Below are 23,409 nucleotides of genomic sequence, written 5' to 3'. Positions count from 1 at the left end.
ATGAGCTTACCTTCATTAAAAATAAAAGATTTTACTTTAGAAGTGCCTATCTTTCAAGGCGGAATGGGGCTTGGAATTAGTTGGGATAAATTAGCAGGAAATGTTAGTTTAAATGGTGCTTTAGGAATTATTTCATCAGTTGGAACGGGTTTTTATGAAAATAGAGCACATATTAATAAAGAGTTAAATGGTAAGCCTTATGGAAGTGAAAATTTTTATAGTACAAAGGGATTAAAAGCAGTTATTAATAATGCAAGAAAAATTTGCAAAGATGCTCCACTTGGCTGTAATATTATGCACGCAAGTAATGAATATGCAAGAATAGTAAAAGATGCTTGTGAAGCAGGTTTTAATGCTATTATTAGTGGTGCTGGTTTGCCAACGAATTTACCTGAATTTACAAAAGACTTTCCAAATGTAGCTTTAATTCCTATTGTTTCATCTGCAAAGGCCTTAAGAATAATTTGTAAAAGATGGACTCAAAGATACAACCGCTTACCTGATGCAGTGGTGCTTGAAGGTCCAAAAAGTGGTGGTCATCAAGGTTTTACTTATGAGCAATGTTTTAATGAAGCATATCAATTAGAAAGTTTAATTCCACAAGTAAAAGAAGAAATAAAACAATGGGGAGACTTTCCATTGATTGCAGCAGGTGGAATTTGGGATCATAAAGATATTTTAAATGCTATGAAACTTGGTGCAAATGGTGTGCAAATGGGTACTCGTTTTATAGGTACATTTGAATGCGATGCTGCACCTGAGTTTAAACAAGTATTGCTTGATGCTAAAAAAGAAGATATTGAGCTATTAAAAAGCCCAGTTGGTTATCCTGCAAGGGGTATAAAAACTAATCTTCAAAAGATGATAGAGCAAGGTAATGCTCCTAAAATTTCTTGTGTTGCAAATTGTGTTGCACCTTGTCAGCGTGGAATTGAAGCTAAAAAAGTTGGCTATTGTATTGCTGAAAGACTTTATGATGCTTATAGTGGAAAAACAGAAAGCGGCTTATTCTTTACTGGTGCAAATGGCTATAGATTAGATAAATTAATAAGTGTAAAAGAATTAATCAATAAGCTTGTAAATGATGAATAAAATTATAATTTTATTTTTTTGTTTGATTTGTTTATTTGCTAATGATTTTAAGGAATTTGATGAGAAATTCTTTTCCTTAAATAAAAATGAGCAGCTAGCCTTACATCAAAAGATGAAAGCTGCTTATATTAAAAGCATTATTAGTGATAATAAAGAAGATAAAATTCAAGCATTAAAAAGAATTATAATTAGTTCAAAAAAATTATCTTTAAGCTATGCAGGTTATGAAAAAGAACTAAATCAATTAGGTGTTAAAGATATCTCAATTAATACTTTAAAAGATAGTGTTAAAATAAAAAAAGAAGATAAAGAAAAGCAAAATACAGCAAGTACGCAAAATAAAATTATAAAAAATGCTAGTAATATCAACAATGAAAATAAGGCTAAAGTAGTAAAAAAACAAGAAAAAACACAAGAAAGCATAAAACAAAAAACATACATAAGCTCGGTTTTAAAATATCAAAACAAAGAAAAAATAGGAGTAATGTTAAAAACCAATTCTAAATTAGAAGAAGAAATAAAAGAAAGTAAATTTAAGAATATGGATATATTTAATTTTACTGCTGTTTTAGATACAAAAAAAAGCTCTTTTAAGCTTGATGAATGTGATGTTAGCGTATCGCAGTTTAATCCAAGTACAGCAAGAGTTGTCTTTACAAACGCAAAAGAAAAAATTAATTATGAAGTAAATAATAATTCTATTATTTTTTATTATATAAAAAACACAAAAACAAGCACTAGCACACAAGCAAGTAATGTAGTAAAAACAAAACAAGTAAAAAGCAAAGAAAGTATTAGCAAACAAGTAAAATTAAATAAAATTAGCCCTACAAGTGATTATATTTTGCTAACTTTTTCAGATGAACTAACAGATATTAGCAATAAGGCTAATTATATTGATATAAAAGCTAGTAGTGCTTTTAAGAAAAATACTTTTAATGTAAGTAATAATAAAATTAGTATTTATAATCTAAATAAAGACACAATAAGAATAATAAATAATTCTAAACAAAATTTAGATTACGAACTTAGCGAAAATACAATGAAAATCTATGTAAAAAATAATGATTTATTTAAAAAGAATTTTTTAATAGCTATTGATGCAGGGCATGGCGGTAAAGATAGTGGTGCTAGTGCAAATAAACTACTTGAAAAAAATATTACTTTAGCAATAGCAAAGCAACTAGCAAGAGAACTTAGCAATAATGGTTATAGGGTTTTTTTAACAAGAAGTGATGATACTTACATAGGTCTTAGACAAAGAACAAAACTAGCCAATGATAAAAAAAGCGATTTATTTATAAGCATACACGCAAATTCTCTTGCTGATAAAAGCAAATATAATAGTGTTTATGGGATTGAGACTTATTTTTTATCTCCTGCAAGAAGTGAAAGGAGTAAAAATGCTGCTGCTATTGAAAATAAAAGTGATGTAGAAGAGATGAATTATTTTTCTAAACAAACATTTTTAAATTTTTTAAATAGAGAAAAGATTATTTCTTCAAATAAACTTGCAATTGATATTCAAGGCGGTATTTTAAGTGCAATTCCAAAAAGCTACAAGGCAAAAGATGGTGGGGTAAAGGAAGCTCCGTTTTGGGTTTTGGTTGGTGCTTTAATGCCTGCTGTTTTAATTGAAGTTGGTTATATAACTCATCCAGTTGAAGGTAAAAATATAGCTAATCCTACATATCAGCAATACATTGTAAAAGGTATTGTAAATGGAATTAATAATTATTTTGAGAAAAATAAGTTTTAATTTTATTTATAATACAGCAAATTATTACGCAAATACTAGCAGCAAAAAATATTATTAAAGAATTAGCATCAAAAAAGAAATTAAATATGATTTCTCTTGGAGAAAAAGCATAACAAACAAAACAAAATAAATATAATATTGCAATTTTCTTGCTAACAAAATATGTAAAAACTATAAGCGTGTTTATAATAAGTAATGAATTAATAGTGCTTTGATAATAAATGTTAATTGGAATTAAATTTAAAAAGGCAAAAAAGAATAAAAGATTAATTAGAAAAATAAAGAATATTTCTTTTTTTACATAAAATTTTTTGCAAAAAGTTAGAATGATTAAATTAAGCAAACTAAATAAACTCATATTTCCTAAAAATGAAAGTAAAAAATCATTAATACTTAAGCTAAAATTAAAAAATAATTTTATATTGAAAAATACTAAGAAAAATATCATTATTATTAATTTAGATTTATAAGTTTTAAAAAATATAGAAAAAATAAAAGAAAATAAAAAACTATAAACAAAGTGATGTGATAACATTATTTATCCTTGATAAAATAAGAAAATGGTATTGCTTTAAAAATTATATATTTTCTATCTTTTGTATAGGAAATATACACCATTTCATTATCATAATCTACATAATTTGAAGGGTAAGAAACCTCTCCTTTTTCTAGCAATGTGTAATCTATTGTGCTTATTTTTTTAAATTCATTATCATTTAACTCGTATAAATTTAATTTTTCTCTGCTATTTTCAGCACCTTTATTATTAATTAAAAAGATTTTATTGTTTATTTCAAAAAGATTTAGCGAATCATCATTATTTTCTAAGTTTGTAGTAATGATTTTTTTATAGTTAAAGCTATTATCACATTTTTGTAGTTTTAATTTATTATTTTCATTGTGAGAATTTCTAAATGCAATCAAACAATTTGTATCATTTATAGCAACTAAGGCAGGTTGAAGTAGATTGTAAAAATTATTAATTAAAGATATATCAAGCAAATTCGCATTTTCATCAAAAAGTAAATTGATAGGAAATTTTTTAGCTAACTCGTGGTAAATAGGCAAAATAAATCCATTTTCTTTGTTAGTAAATTGAATAATACTAGCCTTAGTTCTTATTAGGTTTGATAGGTTAGCAAAGGGAGATAAAATTAATTTATTTTTATATTTTAACTTTAAATTCTCATCAATTTCATATAAATAAATTTTAGAAGTAGACCAGCCACCAATGCTAACTCCGACTACAAATAAATATACTTTATTATTTATTTTTACAAAAAGTGGATTACCTAATTTTTTAATATATTCATAACTATCTTGCATAAGCTTGTATCTATCTAGTAATAAAATAGCTTTAGAACTTGAAAAATTTTGTATTTTGTTAGCATAAATAGCTACATCTTGAGCACCTTCACGACTACCTGCAAAATAAGCAACAATAATATTATTTTTTATTTTTACTATAGTTGAAGAATGAACGCTTTTGCTTTGTTTTGGTGTATTTAAGTATAAATTATATTGAGTAGTTGTTTGATTGATGATTTGATTATTATTAATTTTAAAATGAAAGTTATCTTTTTTTATATTGTTAAAGAAAAAAAGAATATTTATTAAAAACAAGGTGATTATAAAATACATTTACAACTACCTTGTATTGTCATTTAACACCTTTTGCATCATTTCTTTTGCTTCTTCAATATCATTGGTAGGCGGTAAAATTATTATTTTTAATGTTTTAAAAAAAGATATTTTGATTTTTTTGCTATCTAAAATCTCTTTAGCTCCAATTAAAACTATAGGCTGAAAAGAAATGTTTAATTTTTCAGCAATTTTACTTGCACCACTTTTAAATCTTAATAAATTATAAGTATCGTTTCTTGTACCTTCAGGAAAGATTGAAATAACTCTGTTATCTTCAAGTCTTTCTTTAGCTTGTTTTATAACATTTACAAAGTCTCTTGCATTTGCTCTATCAATAGAAATCATTTTAGGTTTTTTAATTATTTGCCCATAAAAAAATAAATCTCCAATTTGTTTTTTAGCAATCCAACATAAATTTTTAGGATACACATCTTCAAGTGCAATAATATCAAGCATAGAGCGGTGATTTAATATAATCATTTTAGTATCTTCACTAAATTCACCTATAATTTCAATTTTGTAAAAACAAATTTTTCTTATAAATTTCGCCCAAGTTTTTCTAATTTGCCAATTTTTTTGAGGGAAGATATAAAATAAAATAATTACTACAGCAATGCTAATAGCAATAATTAGAGCATAAAAAAAAGTAATGATTTTATTTAAGATATTCATTTTTTACCCACCCAATTTTATTTTCATCAAAAAGTATTTTACTAAATTCTTTTTGCTCAAGCAATACTTCTACTTTTTTTTCTATTGTATTTTCATAAAAAATAGTTGAGTTTTCAATAGGTAAAATACTAATAATAGCCCCTGCTTTTAATAACCTATTATCATTAAAATTAAAGCCAAAAAAGCCATAAATAATTGCACAAAAAGCAAAAATTCCTAAAAAATAAAATCTTTTAAAAATTAAAATTACTAGCAAACATAAAACAGCAAAGCATAAAGCTGCAATCTGTAAATAAAAATCAAATTGCTTATTTATAGGATTAATATCGCTTTGCGTACTTATTTGCGCATTATCTAAGATAATATTATTTTCTAATAGTATAAAATCATTTTTATTTAAATCAAAATAAGAAAACACAATTTTTTTACTATCTTTTGAAAGTAAAAGAGAAATAGAGCAGGCGTTATTTTCATAATCATTATTTTGATTACTTATTTTTTGTTCTAAAACTTTATTTAGCGAAAAAGTAGATAAATTAGCTAATTTAGCACTTGCATCAAAGCTACAAATTATTTTTTCATTATCATACTCAGCGCATTTTAAATTAGATATTTTTAAATCACTTGCAACTACAAACGAATAATCTTTATCAAAAGGAATTTGCTTAATTTTAAGCCTTGGTAAAATTATGCTTGAATTTGCTATTACATCATTATTTCTTAACAATAAAACTTCTAAATTTCCAAGCTTTGCATTTATATTTTGTGCTTGTAAATATATTCTTGCTGAATATTGACCATTCTTTGCATTTACTTGTATTTTTTTATTTAAAACATTTATTGCAGACATAGAATTTAATTTTATTTGTGCATTATAATTGGTTGTAGAATTGCTTTTTATATCTACATCAATATAAAAAAGCTCTCCTACATAAACATCATTTTTGCTAAAAGTACTTGAAATTGCTAATTCTACTTTATTTAAAATAGAATCTCTTTCATCATAAACGCTAACTTCATCGCTTTGCGAAAGGTTATTATAAACTTGTGCGTCCTGATTGCTTAATACTTCTTGAGAATAAAGAGCATTGAGCAAAAAGAAGACGCAAAATATTATTTGTTTCAAGTTTATCCTTTAATCTTCAGCACTTTTAACACATCAATAGCGGTTTTTAGCTGAATATCGTTATTAATATTTTCAAGTGTAATTGTATTTTTTTCATCAGTTTTTTTAACATTTTTATTATCTATTTTTATTAACTCATTTTCTAAATGTTTTTTAAGCTCACTTTCTTTTAAGCTAAATTCATTGCTTGTAGTATTAACCTTGCCAGGAAAAACTTCAATATCAGGAGTAATACCAACAGCCTGAATAGTACGCCCACTTGGTAGGTAGTATTTTGCTATTGTTAGCTTTAGTGCTTCTTTGTTATTGATTTCTTTAATCATTTGAACACTACCCTTACCAAAGGTTTTTTCTCCAACAATAACTGCTCTTTTTGTATCTTGTAAAGCTCCGCTTACAATTTCACTAGCACTTGCACTCCCGCCATTTACCAATACAGCAATAGGAATTTTAGTATTTAACGCAGCTTGTTTTAACGCTAAAGTATCAATTTTTGCCTTTTCATCTCTTCCTTTTTGTGTTACTAAAACACCTTTATCAATAAATAAATTTAATAAATCAGTAGCTTGATTTAATAATCCTCCTGGATTATTTCTTAAATCTAAAACAATGCCGCTAGCTTTAGGATTTTCTTTTAAAGCTTTTTTTACTTCGCTAACAACATTTTTATCAAAAGAGCTAATTCTTATATATAAGTCATTTGAATCTTGTATTTTTTTAGTATATACACTTTGAACCTTTATTATATCTCTTGTTATATTAAATACAATAGGTTTTTTTTCTCCTGCTCTATAAATTGTAATATTTATTTTTGTTTTTGGCTTTCCACGCATTTTTGAAACAGCATCATCTAAGCTCATTCCTAAAGTGCTTTCATCTTCAATTTTTAAAATTACATCACCAGCTTTAATTCCAGCTAAATCAGCAGGTGTGCCTTCAATTGGAGCAATAATTGTAAGAGCGTTATCTTTTAAACCAAGAGTTATTCCTAGTCCGCCAAATTCTCCATTTGTGCTTTCTTGCAGAGATTTAAAAGATTTTTCATTTAAAAATGCTGAGTGCGCATCAAGATTGCTTAATAAACCTTCTAAAGATTTATCAACTAAGTCATTTATACTAATTTCATCAACATAATTTGCTTGTATCATTCTAAAAGTTTGTATTAATTTTGAAAGTGCTTTTTTTTCTTCTTCAGCACTATTTGTATTTTGTGCAAAAAGCACATTTGCAAGCAATAAAGAAGCGATTATTTTTTTCACATTAACTCCAGTATTTAATTTATAAAAATTGCGATTTTATCAAGCTTTAGTAAAAATTTAGTTTATTATTTTTTAGCACTTTTATACTTTAAGTGATAATTTAAAAAAAATACTTGACATTAACTCACTAAAGTCTTATAATTTTTACATATACAAAAATTAAAGGAGATAAAATGAATATTCAAGATAAATTAACAAATCAATTTAGCAATACATTAAATCAAGCAGTTTCTTTAGCAGTTTTTAATAAAAATTCAACCTTAGAAACAATGCACATTTTATGGGCTATTGCTAGCGATTCAAGTTCAATTTTAGTACAAATTTTTAATAAACTTTCAATAAATAAAGAAGCGATTTTGCTACATTTAAAATCAAGAGCAAATAATCTTGTTAAAAGTGAAAGTGCAAATGCAGCAAATATAAAATTAAGCAACGAGTGTTTAACGAGTATTGAAAAGGCTTTAGGTTTTGCGCTTAGCAAAGGAGATAGCTTTTTAGCAGTTGATATGTGGCTTTTAAGCGAATGCGAAAAGAATGGAATTTGCAATGAATTAAAAGATTTTATAGATTTATTGGTTTTAAAAAGTGAACTTTTAGCTTTAAGAGGAGATGAAAAAATTACTCAAAAAGAACAAGATTTAAAAGATAATAAAGAGCTTAGTGAATATTGTACAAATTTAGTTGAACTTGCAAAAGCACAAAAGCTTGATCCAATTACAGGAAGAGATGAAGAATTAAATCGCTTAATGCAAATTCTAATTAGAAAAAGTAAAAATAACCCTATTTTGCTAGGCGAACCAGGTGTTGGAAAAACTGCTATAGTTGAAGCTCTTGCACAAGCAATTGCTGATAATAAAGTGCCATCTTCATTGGCAAATAAGCAAATTTTTATGCTTGATTTAGCAAGATTAGTTGCAGGAGCGCAGTATCGTGGTGATTTTGAAAAAAGACTTACAAATATAATAAAAATTGTAAAAGAAAATCCAAATTATATTATGTTTATTGATGAAATTCACACTATTTTAGGAGCTGGAAATAGTGAAGGCGGAATGGATGCAGCAAATATTTTAAAACCTGCTTTAAGCAGAGGTGAATTTAAAACAATAGGTGCTACAACCTTAAAAGAATATAAAAAATATTTTGAAAAAGATGCAGCTATGCAACGCCGCTTTCAACCTATTATAGTTGATGAACCTAGTGTAAATAATGCAATATCAATGATGAGAGGTTTAAAAGAAAGATTATGCGCACATCATAATATTAATATTACAGACAGTGCCTTAGTAGCAGCTGTTAAGCTAAGTGATAGATATATTCAAGGTAGATTTTTGCCAGATAAAGCAATAGATTTAATTGATGAAGCAGCAGCGGAACTTAAAATGCAAATTGAAAGTGAGCCAAATGCTTTAAGAAATATAAAAAATCTAATAACAAATTTAAAGGTAGAAAAAGAAGCGCTTTTAATGGAGAATAACGAAAAAAATAAAGAAAGATTGCAAGAAATTGATAAAGAATTAAGCAATGCTTTAGAAGAAGAAATTAAGTTAAAAAGCAAATACGATAATGAGCAAAAAACCTTTAATGAAATTTCTAAAATAATGAATGAGATTGCTAATTTAAAAAATGAAGCAAATATAGCAAAAAGCAAGGGAGATTATCAAAAAGCAGGGGAAATTGAGTATGGCAAAATTCCACAAAGCGAAAAAGCCTTAGAAAAAGCAAAAGAAAGTTGGCAAGAATTAAGCAGTAGTGGAACCTTACTTAAAAATGAAGTTGATGAAGAGCAAATCGCATTAATTCTTGCAAAAATGACAGGTATTAAAGTAAATAAATTACTAAGTGCTGAAAAAGATAAATATTTAAATCTTGCTAATAATTTAAAACAAAGTGTAGTTGGTCAAGATGAAGCTATTAAGGCGTTAAGTTCAGCAATTTGTACAAATAAAGCTGGTTTAAATGATAAAAATCGTCCTATTGGTAGCTTTTTATTTTTAGGTCCAACTGGGGTTGGAAAAACCCAAATAGCAAAAGAATTAGCAAAAGAACTATTTGATGATGAAAAAGCATTGATTAGATTTGATATGAATGAATTTGCAGAAAGTTATAGAGTATCAAATTTAATAGGTTCAGCGGTTGGCTATGTTGGCAGTGATGAAGGCGGGCAGCTTACTGAAGCTGTGAAAAATCGCCCTTATTGTGTTTTATTATTTGATGAAATTGAAAAAGCACATCCTGATATTTTTAATATATTTTTAAATATGCTTGATGAGGGGCATTTAATTGATAATAAAGGTTTTAAGGTTAGTTTTAAAAACTGTATTATTATTTTTACAAGTAATATTGGTGCAAGTAAATTAAGCGAAATTAGTGATTATAAAGAAAGATTAAAGGCGACTAATTTAGAATTATTAAAATACTTTAAGCCTGAATTTATAAATAGATTAGATGAAGTTGTTAATTTTAATGCAATTAATGAAGAGATGGCAAAAGAAATTTTAGAAATCTTGTTAAATAAAACAAAGCAAAAGCTAAAAGAACTTACTCTTAAATTAGAGCTTAGCGAGGTAGCAAAAAATGAATTACTAAAAATTGGTTTTTCTAAAGAATATGGGGCTAGGGCTTTAAAAAGAATTATTTATCAAGAAGTTGAATGTAAATTAAGTGAGTATATTTTAAAAGGCGAGTATAAAGATAAAGCCTTTGTTGATTTTAAAAACGATGAATTTATTTTTACTTTTTAGAAAAAATATTTAAAATTATTTAGCTAACATTTATTTAATTATTTAAAATAAATATTTTATAAAAGGAAGAAAATGTTAGCTATAATTTTTATAAATTTATATTTTGTTTTTTGTTTTTTCATTTTTAGAATACTTGCTTTAAAAAATCTTGTAAATTTAAATGATATACTTTTTTATAAATATGATTTGTTTATGTTTTTTAAGCATTCTTTATTGTACGATTTTAGAGCAGTTTTTATTTCTTTTGCACCTTTAATTATATTTAAATATTTAAGATATTTTTCTGATAAGTTTTTTAGAATTTTAAGCTTATTTTATACTTTTATAATTTCATTTTTACTATCAATTTTTGCAGTACTTGGATATTATTATTATGAAGCTTACAAGAGCAAGGTTGATATTTTTATTTTCAATGCAATCAATGATGATAAGGCAGCTTTATTTGAAATTATTATTAATAATTATCCTTTTTTTACTATGTTATTTTTAACTTTTGCAAATGCTGTTTTTATTACATACTTTTTTTATAAAATTAATACATTAAGATTGTTTAAAATAAACAAAAAATTCATTATTTTTATTTTGAATTTATTATTTTTATTTGTTTATTTTTTAGCTTGTCGTGGTTCTATAAATACTTTTCCGCTAAAGGAAGCTGATTTAAATTTTTCTAAGTTTAGTGCATTTAATAACCTTAGCGCTAATCCTGCATTAGCTTTTACTTGGGCATATAAGCATTACAAAAATCAAAGTAAGTTTTATAATATTAATTTTGAAGATTTAAATAAAGAATATAAAAATATCTTTGATGAAGATATTATAAAAAGCACTAAAAAAGATGAGTTTTTAGAGCAAAATAAAGCACATGTTGTTTTTAATTTAATGGAAAGCTTTGGTATAAATATGCTTAGTTTGCACGATGATAAGCACGATTTATTAGGCTCTTTAAAAGAACATTTTAAACAAGATTTTGTTTTTACAAGATTTTTATCTTCGCATAATGGCACAGCACCATCATTTAGTGGTTTGTATTTGCTTAGCCCTTATTCTAATTTATTTTTCTCTAGCAAAAAAAGCAAAAAACTTAGTTATACGGTTTTTGATGTTTATAAAAAAGCAGGTTATAAAATTATTTTTATAACTAGTGCAAATTCCGCTTGGCAAAATTTAAGTGAATATTTAAAAGTTCAAGGCGTTGATGAACTTTATGATATGAGTGATTTTTTACTAAAATATCCTAAAGCAAAAGAGAGTTTAAATGCTTATGGAGTTGCTGATGAGTTTATGTATAAACAAGCTTATGAACTTTTAAGCAAGGCTAAAGAACCATTGTTTATTGCTATGCTTAGCATATCTAATCATCCTTCATTTAAAATTCCTACAGATTTTAAAGAAAATATAAAATATGATGAGATTTTAAATAAACTAAACTCAAAAGATGATAAAGAATATTTAAAAAATTCTTTAAAAGCTTATGCTTATTCAAATGATGCTTTTGGGAAGTTTATAAGTAAAATTAAATCTAGTCCTTTAGCTGATAACACCATTATAGCAGCAAGCGGAGACCATAAAAATAGAGATATGGATGCAGCAGAAAATGATTTTTTAGCAAATGATTATGCAGTTCCTTTTTATATTTATATACCTAAAAAATATCAAAAAGATATTTATTACGATAAGCAAAGAGCTGGTTCTCATAAAGATATTTTTCCAACTTTGTATGAGCTTAGTTTAAGCGATGCAAAATATTTAAATATAGGCGGAAAAAATATGCTTTCAAAGGTAAAAAATCAAAAATTAGAATTTGGCATAAATGAGCTTTTTTATATAGATAATAATGTTTCTTTTAATAATGTAGCTAGTTTTAAGCTTGACAAGTGTGTGGGGGGGGGTAAAATAGAATTTTTACTTTGTACAAAAAATACAAAAGATTCTTATTATGATGAAAAAATAAAACAATTTAGCACTTTATACAAAAAAATATATTTTGATGAAATAAATTATCGGCTTATGGATTAATAATTAATTTTTATCTTGCTTTTAAAAAAATATATTAAAATTGTTTTTTTTAATTTTTTAAAAGGAAGAAAAATGTTTGAACAATATTCAGTGCAAAATGCACAAATGCATAGAGCAAAATTTATTTTATTTAAATTGTTATCAAGTATTTTATTTATTTGTTGCATAGCTTATTTGCTTATAAATATTGAAGAAATTTTAAAGCTTGTAAAGACATTTAATCTAACACTACTTAGTGTAAAATTATTAGCCTTACCTGTATTTTTATTGTTGTTAAGTTTTAAATATTCTTTGAGTGCAAACCACGAATACAATCGCTGGTTAGAAATCGTTGATGCTTTTGAGAAAAATAGGCAGTAATTCCTTTCAAAAAGAAAGGAATTTTAAATTATTTTAGAGCGTCTTTAGCTTTATTTACAACTTGGTTGAAAGAATTAATATCATTCATAGCCATATCAGCTAAGATTTTTCTATCAAGAACTATATTTGCTTTTCTCAATCCGTTCATAAATTGTGAATAACTGATGTTATTTAAACGGCAAGCTGCGTTAATTCTGATAATCCATAAACGACGAAAATCTCTTTTTTTGCGGCGTCTATCACGGTAAGCATATACCAAACTTCTTTCTAATTGTTCTTTTGCTTTTCTAAAGTGTTTTCTACGACCACTATAAAAGCCACTAGCTAATTTTAATAATTTTTTATGTCTTCTACGACGAACAAAACCTGTTTTTACTCTTGCCATATTGTCTCCTTTTTAAAATGGCGTTTGCTAAAAGTGCAAATCTTTCCCAAAATAGGGGGTAATTAAATGATAAAAATCAAAAACTTATTATTTCATACAAAGCATTTTTAAAACACGGCTTTCATTTGTTGCATGAACAAATTTAGCAGTTCTTAAATCACGCATTCTTTTACTAGGCTTTTTAGTCAAAATATGACTTCTATATGCTGAACCACGCTTAATTTTGTTTTTACCAACCTTAAAACGCTTAACAGCACTTTTTACGCTCTTCATTTTAGGCATATGCTATCCTTTCTAATTAAAATAAAAAAGCATTCATTTTACAATAAAATGCTTATATAAAGCTTATTTTTGAACTAAGCTTAGAAAAAATTAATAATAGTGTAGAAATTATTAGCATAAAAATTATTGAAAGATTAAAATTAGAACTTAAATCTTTTAAATAACCAAAAATTATAGGTCCAATAGCTGCTATTAAATAACCAAAACTTTGTGCCATTGAACTAAGATATATTGTACTTTGCACATCTTTTGTTTTGCTTGCTATCATACTTAAAGCAACAGCAAAAATTCCTCCAACAGGAATAGAAAATAAAATAGCACTTAATCCTAATAAAAATAAATTAGAACTAAAAAGACAAAGCGTAAAAGCAATAATATTACAAAAACATACAAGACTTAAAAATAAAGATTGATTTTTGCTTTTGTTTGCAAATAAAGGAACATAATAAGCTGAAAATAAAGCAACAAATTGAAAAATTAATGTTAATAAAGTTGCATACTGGCTTGAATGTAATTTATATTCTAAAATAGATGGATAAAAGGAAATAACTGTATAAAATACGCAACTTTGCAAACCCATAAATAGTGTTATTATCCAAGCTTTTTTATTTTTAAAGATTGAAAGAAAATTAGAATTTTGCTTTTTATCATACTTTCTTTTTAATCTATTATTTTTTATAAAAGGTAAAAACACAATAAAAGCAGCAATGGTAAAAATTATCCAAAACACAAGCACACCTTTTACTTTTATTAATGTAAGCAGATAGTATCCAAAAACCCCAATTAAACTTGAAATACTTAAAAATAATCCATAAAGCGGCATTATTTTAGTGCTATCTTTAAATTTGCTTTTTATAAAAGATGGCATTAAAACATTTAAAATTGCAATAGCAATACCTATAAAAACACTGCCTAGCATAAGAGTATTCACATCATAAGCTATTCTTAAAAGTAAGCCCAATGCAAGAATAAATAAAGCTATAAATATTGATTTTATAGCCTGAAACAAAGGTGCAATTAGAGAAAAAATAAAAAAACAAAATAAAGGAATCGAGCTTAAAATCCCAATTTGAGTATTTGTAAGATTAAATTCTTTAATCAATTCATTAACAATAGGACCTATTGTAGTAATTGGTGCTCTTAGATTTAGTGATATAAAAATTACACACAAAATACTCAATATAAAATACTTTTTTTTCATTTTTTACGCCTTTTAAAAATAAATAAAGCTTAAGAATATAAAATTAATGTTTTGTAATTTTATAATAAGGGTAATATATGTTTGAATTAATAAGCGATTCTTTTAGACAAGCAGTAAATAAATTAAAAACTATTGATGATGAAAAAGCGTTAAAAAACGCTATGGAAACGCTAAAAAAATCACTTTTAAAGGCTGATGTTCATTTTAAGGTTACAAAGGAATTATTAACTCTTATAGAAAATGAGGTTAAGGCAAAAGGCATTGGACAAAAGCATTTTTTAGATGCTATTAAAAATAATTTAACTCAAATATTAACTCCAGAAAATAAAGTTAGCGAATTTCGTTTTAGCCCTGAGAATTTAACTTGTGTTATGATGATGGGTTTGCAAGGTGGTGGTAAAACCACAAGTACAATAAAATTGGCAAATTATCTAAAACTTAGAAAAAAGAAAGTTTTAGTAGCAGCTTGCGACTTGCAAAGACTTGCAGCAGTAGAGCAATTAAGACAACTGTGTGAGGCTAATGAAATTGATTTATTCTCAATGCAAAATGCAAGCGTACAAGAAGTTGCACAAAAAGCACTTGAACATGCACAAAAATCTATGTACGATGTATTGATAGTAGATACAGCAGGGCGTTTAGCAATAGATGAAAAATTAATGCAAGAATTATTAGAAGTAAAAAATATCATAAAACCTTTTGAAAGCTTTTATGTTGCTGATGCAATGAGTGGTCAAGAAGGTGTTAAAACCGCTGAAATATTTAATGAAAAAATAGGAATAAGCGGAGTTATTTTAAGTAAATTTGATGCTGATACTAAAGGTGGCGTTGCTTTAGGAATAGCAAAATTGCTTAAATTGCCACTTAAATTTGTTGGTATTGGAGAAAAAGTAGCAGATTTTGAAAGTTTTGTTCCTGATAGAATTGTAAGTAGGATTATGGGAGAAGGCGATTTAGCTACTCTTATTGAAAAAACTTCAGCAGTGTTTAATGAAAAAGATGCAAAAGTTTTAAGTAAAAAAATAAAAAAGGGTGAGTTTAATTTTGATGATTTTTTAAATCAGCTTGAAAGTGTTAAAAAATTAGGTAATTTAGGTTCTTTAGTTGGTATGATTCCAGGTATGAGTCAGGTTGCAAATAAAGTAAAGGACTTAGACTTAGATAGCTCAAAAGAAATGATACATATTAAAGCTATGATTTCTTCAATGACACTTAAAGAAAGACAAAACCCAAGCCTATTAAATAATTCAAGAAAACAAAGAATTGCAAAGGGTGCAGGGCTTGACCAGATGCAAGTGAATAGATTTTTAAAGCAATTTGATAATGCTTCAAAAATTGCAAAAAAGTTATCAAAAAGCGGTATGAAGGGGCTTGGTGGAATGCTAAATCAAACAAATTTTCCTAAAATTTAGGAATTTTTGTTATATTTAAGCCTTTTTAAAGCTTTTTTATAGACAATTTTTTGTTTATAAAAAAATTTTAATTTTTAAGGAGAAAAAATGACAGTTGTAAGACTTACAAGAATGGGAAGAAAGAAAAAACCTTTTTATCGCATCGTTGTAACAGATAGCCGCAAAAGAAGAGATGGTGGTTGGATTGAAAGTATTGGATATTATAATCCTATGGTTGAGCCAGAAGTTATAAAATTTGATGCTGAGCGTTTAGCTTATTGGAAAAGTGTTGGTGCTAAACTTAGCGAGCGTGTAGCAAGACTTACAAAATAATGCTTGAAGATTTTTTATTAAGTTACGCGCAAGCAATTTCACAAAAGCCAGAGCTATTAGAGTTATCTTCTAATAGTCCTAGTGCTAATGTTGTGATAATTGATATGCTTGCAAACAAAGGAGATGCAGGCAAGATTATTGGTAAAAGTGGCAAGGTAATTAATGCTATTAAAAATTTATCTACAAATAAACATAGTGATAAAACAAATTATCAAATTACGGTAAAAGCAATTGGATAATTTAGTTTTTGTAGCAAAGATAGGTAAAACTCACGGTTTGCTAGGTTATTTAAAATTACATAATAAAAGCGATTTTTACGAACAATTTAAAGCTAATAAAATTTTTTACAATAATAAAGCTGAGAAATTTATTATTAAACATTTTGATAGTGTAAATTCTTTAGTACAGTTTGTTGGTTATGAAGATATAAATAGTGCAAAGAATTTAGTGAATATGCAGCTTTATTCAACTATAGAAGATAGTAGAAAATTAAAATTAAAAAAAGATGAATTTTTTTATTTTGATATTATAGGTAAAGAAATTATAGAAAACAGTGAAAGTTTAGGCATTGTTACAGATATCTTAGAAGTTGGAAGTACATATTTGTTTTTAGTAAATACAAATAGTAATTTAGAAGGGTTGGCAAAAGAATTTTACATACCTTATAATGATAATTTTATTGATAAAATTGATGATAAAATTTATGTAAAAAATTCTAAAATGCTTTTAGAAAGTTTATGAAATTTAATTTTATTACTTTATTTCCTGAACTAATTAGCCCATATTTTAATGCTAGCATTTTAAAAAATGCAATAAATAATAATTTGCTTGAAATTCATTGTGATAATCCAAGAGAATATAGTTTAAACAAACACAAAAAAGTAGATGATTATAAAATAGGTGGCGGCGCTGGAATGCTTATGAGCGCTCAACCTTTGTTTGATTGTTTAAAAAACTATAAAAATTCTCATATTATTTTTTTATCTCCAGTTGCTAAAAGTTTTAAGCAAATTGATGCTAAAAGACTAGCATTAAAAGATGAAATTACCTTTGTATGTGGTAGATATGAAGGTATAGATGAAAGAGTTATAGAATATTTTGCCAATGAAGTTTTTAGCATAGGAGATTATATTTTAACAGGTGGAGAATTAGCAGCTTTATGCTTGTGTGATTCAATAGCAAGAAATATCCCTAATGTAATTAAACAAGAAAGTTTGATTGAAGAAAGCTTTGAAGATGATTTTTTAGAAGCACCTGCATTTACTAAGCCTTTTGAATTTGAATTTAAAGAAAAAAGAAAAAAATTTTATTCAATTTCAAGTTTGATTAAGGGTAATCACGCTAAAATAAAAATTTTAAAAAATCAATTATCACTTTGCAAATGTAAATTTCATAGACCTGATTTACTTGCAAAATCATCAAATTTTAAGGATATATAATGAGAAATAAATATATAGAGCAGTTTGAACAAAGTCAAATTAATGCTAAAGAAGTTCCTGATTTTCGTGCTGGAGATACGCTAAAATTAGCTATTCACATTAAAGAAGGTGATAAATCAAGAATTCAAAATTTTGAAGGCATCTGTATTGCTCGCCGTGGTAGCGGAGTTGGTGAAACTTTTATGGTTCGCAAAATAGGAGCAAATGGTGTTGGAGTTGAGAGAATTTTTCCAATTTATTCAGATAGCTTAGAAAGTATTACAGTTGTAAGAAAAGGTAAGGTAAGAAGAGCTAGATTATTCTACATAAGAAAATTAAGAGGCAAAGCTGCTAGAATTAGAGAATTAAAAAAATAATCCTTGAAACATAAAACTACTTTTTTATGTAGTTTTATGATTTTTATTTTCTTTTTTTAGCTATTCAAAATAATTTTTAATCTTTTTATTATATATTACACTTTTTTAAGTTGTAAATTAACAAGGATAAGCAATGATGGATGTAACTCAAATTCAAAAAATTTTACCACATAGGTATCCTTTTTTATTGGTTGATAAAATTACAGAAATTAATAAAGAAGAAGGTGTTATTATAGGATATAAAAATATTAGTATTAGCGATAATGTATTTGTAGGACATTTTCCAGACCATCCTATTTACCCAGGTGTTTTAATTTTAGAAGGTATGGCTCAAACAGGTGGAGTGTTGGCTTTTGAATCAATGGATGATAAGGTTAATCCTAGTGAGAAAGTTGTGTATTTTACAGGTATTGATGAGGTTAAATTTAAAAATCCAGTAAAACCAGGTGATAGACTTGAATACAAAATGTGTGTTGAAAAAAATCGTGGAGCATTATGGATTTTTAGAGGCGAAGCTTATGTTGATGGTGTTTTATGCACTCAAGCTTTATTGAAAGCTATGATAGTAGATAAATAATGATTAGTCCTTTAGCGGTTGTTGAACAAGGTGCAATTATTGGAAAAAATACAGTAATTGAAGCCTTTGCCTATATTGGTAAAAATGTTGTAATTGGAGATGATTGCCTTATAAAAAGTGGTGCTAAAATAGTTGGAAATACCAAAATAGGTAATAAGTGTAAAATCTTTTCTTATGCTATTTTAGGTGATATTCCGCAAGATATTTCTTATACAAATGATGATTTTTCAGGATTAATAATTGGTGATAATGCTACCATTAGAGAATTTTGTACTATTAATTCAGGTACTAAAAAAGGCGATGGATATACAAGAATAGGCAATAATGCTTTTATTATGGCTTATGTGCATATTGCACATGATTGTAATATTGCTAATAATGTTATTTTTGCAAATAATGTTACTCTTGCAGGACATGTTGAAGTCGGTGATTATAGCGTTATAGGTGGTTTAACACCTGTTCATCAATTTGTTAAAATAGGCAGGTATTGTATGTTGGCTGGAGCTTCAGCTTTATCTCAGGATTTACCACATTTTTGTCTTGCAGAAGGTAATAGAGCTTATGTAAGAAGTTTAAATCTAGTTGGCTTAAGAAGACATTTTTCAAAAGATGATTTAGATATCTTAAAACAAGCTTTTAATGAGCTATTTAGAAATAAAAAAAGCACCCCTTCACAAAGTGCTAAAGAATTAATTAATGTAAGTAAAAATCAAAATATTATTGATTTGTGTGATTTTATAATTAATACAAAAAGAGGAATACCAACTAAAGAGGATAAAGATGAGATGTAGTTTTTGTGGAACTGAATATAAACAAGCGATTTTTACAGCACCAAATGAGAGTGATATTAGTATATGCCCTCATTGTGTTTATTCAATATATAATCTTTATGATTTTGATGAGCTTGTTAACCAAAATAAATCAAATGTAGAATTTCATATTGATGATTTTTCTTCTAAGCAGCTTAAAGAGCATTTAGATAAATATGTAATTGGTCAAGATAAGGCAAAAAAAGTTTTAAGTGTTAGCGTTCATAATCATTATAAAAGATTAAGCACAAACACAATAGATGAAAACGATGTTGAGCTATCTAAATCAAATGTTTTATTAGTTGGTCCAACAGGAAGCGGTAAAACTCTTTTGGCACAGACTATGGCAAAGGCTTTAGATGTACCAATAGCAATATGTGATGCTACTTCTTTAACCGAAGCAGGTTATGTAGGTGAAGATGTTGAAAATATTTTAACAAGACTTTTACAAGCTGCTGATTATGATTTAAAAAAAGCTGAATGCGGAATAGTTTTTATTGATGAAATTGACAAAATTGCAAGAAAGGGTGAAAATCGCTCAATTACAAGAGATGTAAGTGGCGAAGGCGTACAGCAGGCTTTATTAAAAATAATAGAAGGTAGTTTAGTAAATGTACCACCAAAGGGTGGTAGAAAGCATCCAAATCAAGAATTTATTCAAATTGATACTACAAATATTTTATTTATTTGCGGTGGTGCCTTTGATGGTATTGAAGAAATTTTAAAAAATAAACAAGGTGAAAATGTAATTGGTTTTGATACAAATACAAATAAACTTGATGAAAAAGAATTATTTTCTAATATAGAACCTGAAGATTTAGTTAAATTTGGATTAATACCAGAATTAGTAGGCAGATTACATGCCATTGCTAATTTAAATGAAATTAAAGAAGAAGAAATGGTGTTAATTTTAACTCAACCAAAAAATGCAATCATTAAGCAATATCAAAAAATGTTTGAAATTGATGGTGTTAAATTAACTTTTAACGATGACGCTTTAAGAAAAATTGCAAATTTAGCGATAGAAAGAAAAACAGGCGCAAGAGGTTTAAGAGGTATTTTAGAGTCTTTATTGCTTGATTTAATGTTTGAATTAGACAAGTATAAAGATTATGAAATAATAATTACAAAGGAATTTGTAGAAAATACAGGCAAGGCTATTTTTATAAAAGATAAAGGAAAAAAATGATTTTAGATCACATTGTAGGTTTATTTTCAATTGATATGGGGATTGACTTAGGAACCGCAAATACATTAGTAATGGTAAAAGGAAAAAGTGTTGTAATTAACGAGCCAAGTGTGGTTGCGATACAGTACACAAAATATGGAAAAAATAAAATTCTAGCAGTTGGTAAAGATGCAAAAGAAATGCTTGGTAAAACCCCAAGCGATATACAAGCGATTCGTCCAATGAGAGATGGTGTTATTGCTGATTTTGATATGACTGAAAAAATGATTAGATATTTTATTGAAAAAACTCACCGTAGAAAAAGTTTTTTACGCCCAAGAATAGTTATATCAGTACCTTATGGTTTAACTCAAGTAGAAAGAAAGGCAGTAAAAGAAAGTGCTTTAAGTGCTGGAGCTAGAGAAGTGTTTTTAATTGAAGAGCCTATGGCTGCTGCTATTGGTGCAAATCTTCCTGTGCAAGAGCCAGTAGGTTCTTTAGTAGTTGATATTGGTGGTGGAACTACTGAAATAGGTGTTATTACATTAGGAGGATTACACACTGCAAAAAGCATTAGGACAGCAGGTGATAAGCTAGATAATGCAATTATTAGCTATGTAAAAGAAAAATATAATTTAATTATTGGAGAAAGAACTAGCGAGGATATTAAAATTAAAGTAGGCTCTGCTATACAACTACAAGAAGAATTAACAATAGTTGTAAAAGGTAAAGACCAAGTTAAAGGCTTATTAAGCAAGGTAGAATTAAGTAGCGAAGATATTAGAGAAGCTATTAAAGAACCTTTAAAAGAAATAGCAGATGCGCTTAAATTTGTTTTAGAAAACACAAAGCCTGAATTAGCAAGTGATATTGTTGAAAATGGTGTTGTTTTAACTGGTGGTGGAGCTTTAATTAGAGGTATTGATAAATATTTAAGTGATATTGTAAAACTACCTGTGTATGTGGCTGATGAACCATTATTAGCAGTAGCAAGAGGTACTGAAAAGGCTTTAGAAGATATTTCTTTACTAAGACAATTACAAAATGAGGAATAAGCTTAGGGTATTTTTACTAGCTACTATTTTATTTGTAGTATCGTATTTATTTTCAACTGATATTAAATCTTATATTTTAAAAATAAATGATACTACACTAATAAATATTTACACTAGTGCTGATAATATAGAATTATTTTTTAAAAAATATTTTCAGCAAGCAAAAAGTATAGAAGAATTAAGTTTAAAAAATAAGGATTTAGAACACTACAAAATTTTATACAAAGATGCTAAATTCAAATTAGACAAAATTACAGAATTAAATAATTTAGAAAATTACAATGTAAAAGTACATTTAGCAAGAATTTTATCTTATGAAAAATTAGGCGTTTATACTAGATTTTGGCTTGATTATAAAGATATAAAAGATAATGTAACTTATGGTTTGGTGTATAACGACCAAGTTAGTGGAATTATGTATAAAAAAGATAATAGAGCCTATGCTATAAGTGTTAATGATAGCGATTGTGCTTTTTCTGTATTAGCTAATGGTTATCAGGCTATTGCAAGAGGTTCATCAAGTGGTTTATATTTAGATTATATAAATAAATATGCTGATATAAAAATAGGTGATAGTGTTTATACTAGCGGACTTGATAATATTTTTACTAGTGGAATTTATGTTGGAAAGATAGTAGATATTATTGAAGAAACAGGTTATAAAAAAGCAATCTTAGATACTAATGTAAAATTGTTACCACATTATTTTTTATTTGTTATTCAGTTATTTGATAAATCTAAATAAAATATACATAAATTATTTAAGAGTATTTTATAGGGGTTTAATATGAAAAAAACACTTTTAGCTTTAAGTTTAAGTTCATTTTTATTTGCTAATAATGCTGCTACAGAGGATTTTAATAAGGCAGTAAAATTTTATCAAGAAAATGATTTTAAAAATTCTTTTGAATATTTTAATAAATCATGCAAAGAAGGTCTTGCTAATGCTTGTTTTAATGTAGCTATTATGTACAAAGATGCTAAGGGCGTTGCAAAGAGTAATATTAATGCAGCTGAATTTATGAAAAAATCTTGCGAGTTAAAATCGGTTGAGGCTTGTTATAATTTAGGCTTATATTATGAACAAGCAACAGGGGTTCAACAAGATTTCAAAAAAGCTTATAAGCTTTATAAATTATCTTGTGATAGCAATATTGCACATGCTTGTAATTCTTTAGCAAATATGTACAGATATGGTTATGGGGTTAATAAAGATTATAAACAAACTATAAATTATTACGCCCTAGCTTGTGAAAAAAGAGATTTTATAGCGTGTGATAATTTAGCTCAGATGTATTTTACAGGAAAAGAAGTAAAGCAAAATTACTCAAAAGCAAAAAACCTATTTGAGATATCTTGTGAAAAAGGTTTATTTAATGATGCGTGTAATTCTTTAGGGATTATTTATTTTAAAGCTTATGATGTAAAACAAGATTACAATCAAGCGAAAAAATACTTTACTAAAGCTTGTGATTTAAATAGTGCAATTGCTTGTAATAACCTTGCTTCAATGTATGCAAATTCTTTAATAAAAGATGCAAACTCAAATCAATTAGCTATAAAATACTTTACTAAAGCTTGCGAGTTAAATAATTCTAATGCTTGTTCAACTTTGCTTTATATGTACAAAAATTCTAAAAATCTAAGTTATGATGAAAATCAAATCAAAAATCTTGAAAATAAACTGTGTATATTAAGTGGCAAAATTGACTGCAAATAATGTTTAGCAAAAGTATTTTTA

General features: G+C 26.6%; 25 protein-coding genes. 17 read left to right on the top strand and 8 right to left on the bottom strand.

The window, feature by feature from the left end:
- Window positions 1–1,092: a nitronate monooxygenase gene (locus CCANL266_RS07600; RefSeq protein WP_172233614.1), complete on the top strand. Its 1,092-nt coding sequence runs from the start codon at window positions 1–3 to the stop codon at window positions 1,090–1,092.
- Window positions 1,085–2,851, top strand: a complete 1,767-nt coding sequence (locus CCANL266_RS07595) for an N-acetylmuramoyl-L-alanine amidase family protein (RefSeq protein ID WP_224316044.1) — start codon at window positions 1,085–1,087, stop codon at window positions 2,849–2,851. Before CCANL266_RS07600 ends, CCANL266_RS07595 begins: the two co-directional genes overlap by 8 nt.
- Here CCANL266_RS07595 and CCANL266_RS07590 read toward each other — a convergent pair.
- The 5 genes from CCANL266_RS07590 to CCANL266_RS07570 are packed head-to-tail and all read right to left on the bottom strand — an operon-like array spanning window position 2,820 to window position 7,552.
- The gene (locus CCANL266_RS07590) at window positions 2,820–3,386 is read right to left on the bottom strand and encodes a hypothetical protein (RefSeq protein WP_172233611.1); all 567 of its coding nucleotides are present in this window, start codon (window positions 3,384–3,386) and stop codon (window positions 2,820–2,822) included. The genes CCANL266_RS07595 and CCANL266_RS07590 overlap by 32 nt on opposite strands.
- On the bottom strand, window positions 3,386–4,492 hold the full coding sequence (locus tag CCANL266_RS07585; protein WP_172233608.1) for an exo-alpha-sialidase: 1,107 nt from the start codon (window positions 4,490–4,492) through the stop codon (window positions 3,386–3,388). Before CCANL266_RS07585 ends, CCANL266_RS07590 begins: the two co-directional genes overlap by 1 nt.
- Before the next feature lie 6 nt (window positions 4,493–4,498).
- Entirely contained in the window at window positions 4,499–5,167 is a 669-nt protein-coding gene (locus CCANL266_RS07580) for a lysophospholipid acyltransferase family protein (RefSeq protein WP_172233606.1), read from the bottom strand.
- Window positions 5,151–6,263, bottom strand: a complete 1,113-nt coding sequence (locus CCANL266_RS07575; RefSeq protein ID WP_216657291.1) for an SH3 domain-containing protein — start codon at window positions 6,261–6,263, stop codon at window positions 5,151–5,153. Before CCANL266_RS07575 ends, CCANL266_RS07580 begins: the two co-directional genes overlap by 17 nt.
- 32 nt (window positions 6,264–6,295) lie before the next feature.
- On the bottom strand, window positions 6,296–7,552 hold the full coding sequence (locus CCANL266_RS07570; protein ID WP_396021584.1) for a S41 family peptidase: 1,257 nt from the start codon (window positions 7,550–7,552) through the stop codon (window positions 6,296–6,298).
- A 173-nt stretch (window positions 7,553–7,725) separates the two neighbouring features.
- Between CCANL266_RS07570 and CCANL266_RS07565 the strand changes: the two genes are divergently transcribed.
- The 3 genes from CCANL266_RS07565 to CCANL266_RS07555 all read left to right on the top strand — a co-directional run bounded on the left by CCANL266_RS07565 (window position 7,726) and on the right by CCANL266_RS07555 (window position 12,672).
- A complete protein-coding gene (locus CCANL266_RS07565) occupies window positions 7,726–10,293 on the top strand; it encodes an ATP-dependent Clp protease ATP-binding subunit (RefSeq protein WP_172233602.1) in 2,568 nt (855 codons plus the stop codon).
- Window positions 10,294–10,365: 72 nt separating this feature from the next.
- Window positions 10,366–12,312: an LTA synthase family protein gene (locus CCANL266_RS07560; RefSeq protein ID WP_172233600.1), complete on the top strand. Its 1,947-nt coding sequence runs from the start codon at window positions 10,366–10,368 to the stop codon at window positions 12,310–12,312.
- 72 nt (window positions 12,313–12,384) lie between these two features.
- Window positions 12,385–12,672 carry a hypothetical protein gene (locus tag CCANL266_RS07555; protein WP_172233598.1) on the top strand — a complete coding sequence of 96 codons (288 nt, stop codon included), beginning with the start codon at window positions 12,385–12,387 and terminating at the stop codon, window positions 12,670–12,672.
- Window positions 12,673–12,700: 28 nt separating this feature from the next.
- Here CCANL266_RS07555 and rplT read toward each other — a convergent pair whose 3' ends face one another.
- The 3 genes from rplT to CCANL266_RS07540 all read right to left on the bottom strand — a co-directional run bounded on the left by rplT (window position 12,701) and on the right by CCANL266_RS07540 (window position 14,540).
- Complete coding sequence (gene rplT / locus CCANL266_RS07550; protein WP_172233596.1) at window positions 12,701–13,057, bottom strand: 50S ribosomal protein L20; 357 nt, start codon at window positions 13,055–13,057, stop codon at window positions 12,701–12,703.
- Between the two features lie 87 nt (window positions 13,058–13,144).
- Window positions 13,145–13,339, bottom strand: coding sequence for a 50S ribosomal protein L35 (gene rpmI, locus CCANL266_RS07545; RefSeq protein ID WP_172233594.1), 195 nt, complete (start codon window positions 13,337–13,339; stop codon window positions 13,145–13,147).
- Between the two features lie 52 nt (window positions 13,340–13,391).
- Window positions 13,392–14,540: an MFS transporter gene (locus tag CCANL266_RS07540; RefSeq protein ID WP_172233592.1), complete on the bottom strand. Its 1,149-nt coding sequence runs from the start codon at window positions 14,538–14,540 to the stop codon at window positions 13,392–13,394.
- 77 nt (window positions 14,541–14,617) lie between these two features.
- Between CCANL266_RS07540 and CCANL266_RS07535 the strand changes: the two genes are divergently transcribed.
- From CCANL266_RS07535 to CCANL266_RS07480, 12 genes are all read left to right on the top strand, one after another.
- Window positions 14,618–15,952 carry a signal recognition particle protein gene (locus tag CCANL266_RS07535; protein ID WP_172233590.1) on the top strand — a complete coding sequence of 445 codons (1,335 nt, stop codon included), beginning with the start codon at window positions 14,618–14,620 and terminating at the stop codon, window positions 15,950–15,952.
- 87 nt (window positions 15,953–16,039) lie between these two features.
- Window positions 16,040–16,264 (top strand): 30S ribosomal protein S16, encoded by a 225-nt coding sequence (gene rpsP / locus CCANL266_RS07530; RefSeq protein WP_172233588.1) that lies wholly within the window; start codon window positions 16,040–16,042, stop codon window positions 16,262–16,264.
- Entirely contained in the window at window positions 16,264–16,503 is a 240-nt protein-coding gene (locus CCANL266_RS07525) for a KH domain-containing protein (RefSeq protein ID WP_172233585.1), read from the top strand. The genes rpsP and CCANL266_RS07525 overlap by 1 nt, the downstream gene beginning before the upstream one ends.
- Window positions 16,496–17,005, top strand: a complete 510-nt coding sequence (gene rimM / locus CCANL266_RS07520; protein WP_172233582.1) for a ribosome maturation factor RimM — start codon at window positions 16,496–16,498, stop codon at window positions 17,003–17,005. Before CCANL266_RS07525 ends, rimM begins: the two co-directional genes overlap by 8 nt.
- Window positions 17,002–17,703: a tRNA (guanosine(37)-N1)-methyltransferase TrmD gene (trmD, locus tag CCANL266_RS07515; RefSeq protein WP_172233579.1), complete on the top strand. Its 702-nt coding sequence runs from the start codon at window positions 17,002–17,004 to the stop codon at window positions 17,701–17,703. The genes rimM and trmD overlap by 4 nt, the downstream gene beginning before the upstream one ends.
- Window positions 17,703–18,059, top strand: a complete 357-nt coding sequence (gene rplS / locus CCANL266_RS07510) for a 50S ribosomal protein L19 (RefSeq protein ID WP_172233576.1) — start codon at window positions 17,703–17,705, stop codon at window positions 18,057–18,059. The genes trmD and rplS overlap by 1 nt, the downstream gene beginning before the upstream one ends.
- 133 nt (window positions 18,060–18,192) lie before the next feature.
- Window positions 18,193–18,636 (top strand): 3-hydroxyacyl-ACP dehydratase FabZ, encoded by a 444-nt coding sequence (gene fabZ, locus CCANL266_RS07505; RefSeq protein ID WP_172233573.1) that lies wholly within the window; start codon window positions 18,193–18,195, stop codon window positions 18,634–18,636.
- Entirely contained in the window at window positions 18,636–19,427 is a 792-nt protein-coding gene (gene lpxA / locus CCANL266_RS07500; protein ID WP_172233570.1) for an acyl-ACP--UDP-N-acetylglucosamine O-acyltransferase, read from the top strand. The genes fabZ and lpxA overlap by 1 nt, the downstream gene beginning before the upstream one ends.
- Window positions 19,417–20,634: an ATP-dependent Clp protease ATP-binding subunit ClpX gene (gene clpX / locus CCANL266_RS07495; RefSeq protein WP_172233567.1), complete on the top strand. Its 1,218-nt coding sequence runs from the start codon at window positions 19,417–19,419 to the stop codon at window positions 20,632–20,634. The genes lpxA and clpX overlap by 11 nt, the downstream gene beginning before the upstream one ends.
- On the top strand, window positions 20,631–21,668 hold the full coding sequence (locus tag CCANL266_RS07490) for a rod shape-determining protein (RefSeq protein ID WP_172233564.1): 1,038 nt from the start codon (window positions 20,631–20,633) through the stop codon (window positions 21,666–21,668). Before clpX ends, CCANL266_RS07490 begins: the two co-directional genes overlap by 4 nt.
- Window positions 21,658–22,413, top strand: coding sequence for a rod shape-determining protein MreC (locus CCANL266_RS07485; protein ID WP_172233561.1), 756 nt, complete (start codon window positions 21,658–21,660; stop codon window positions 22,411–22,413). The genes CCANL266_RS07490 and CCANL266_RS07485 overlap by 11 nt, the downstream gene beginning before the upstream one ends.
- Window positions 22,414–22,455: 42 nt before the next feature.
- Window positions 22,456–23,388, top strand: a complete 933-nt coding sequence (locus CCANL266_RS07480) for a tetratricopeptide repeat protein (RefSeq protein WP_172233558.1) — start codon at window positions 22,456–22,458, stop codon at window positions 23,386–23,388.
- Window positions 23,389–23,409 lie beyond the last annotated feature (21 nt).

The sequence above is a fragment of the Campylobacter canadensis genome (assembly GCF_013177655.1).
GTDB lineage: Bacteria > Campylobacterota > Campylobacteria > Campylobacterales > Campylobacteraceae > Campylobacter_E > Campylobacter_E canadensis.
Note: the sequence above shows the minus strand (reverse complement) of the source record. Positions and strands in the feature narration are given on the sequence as shown.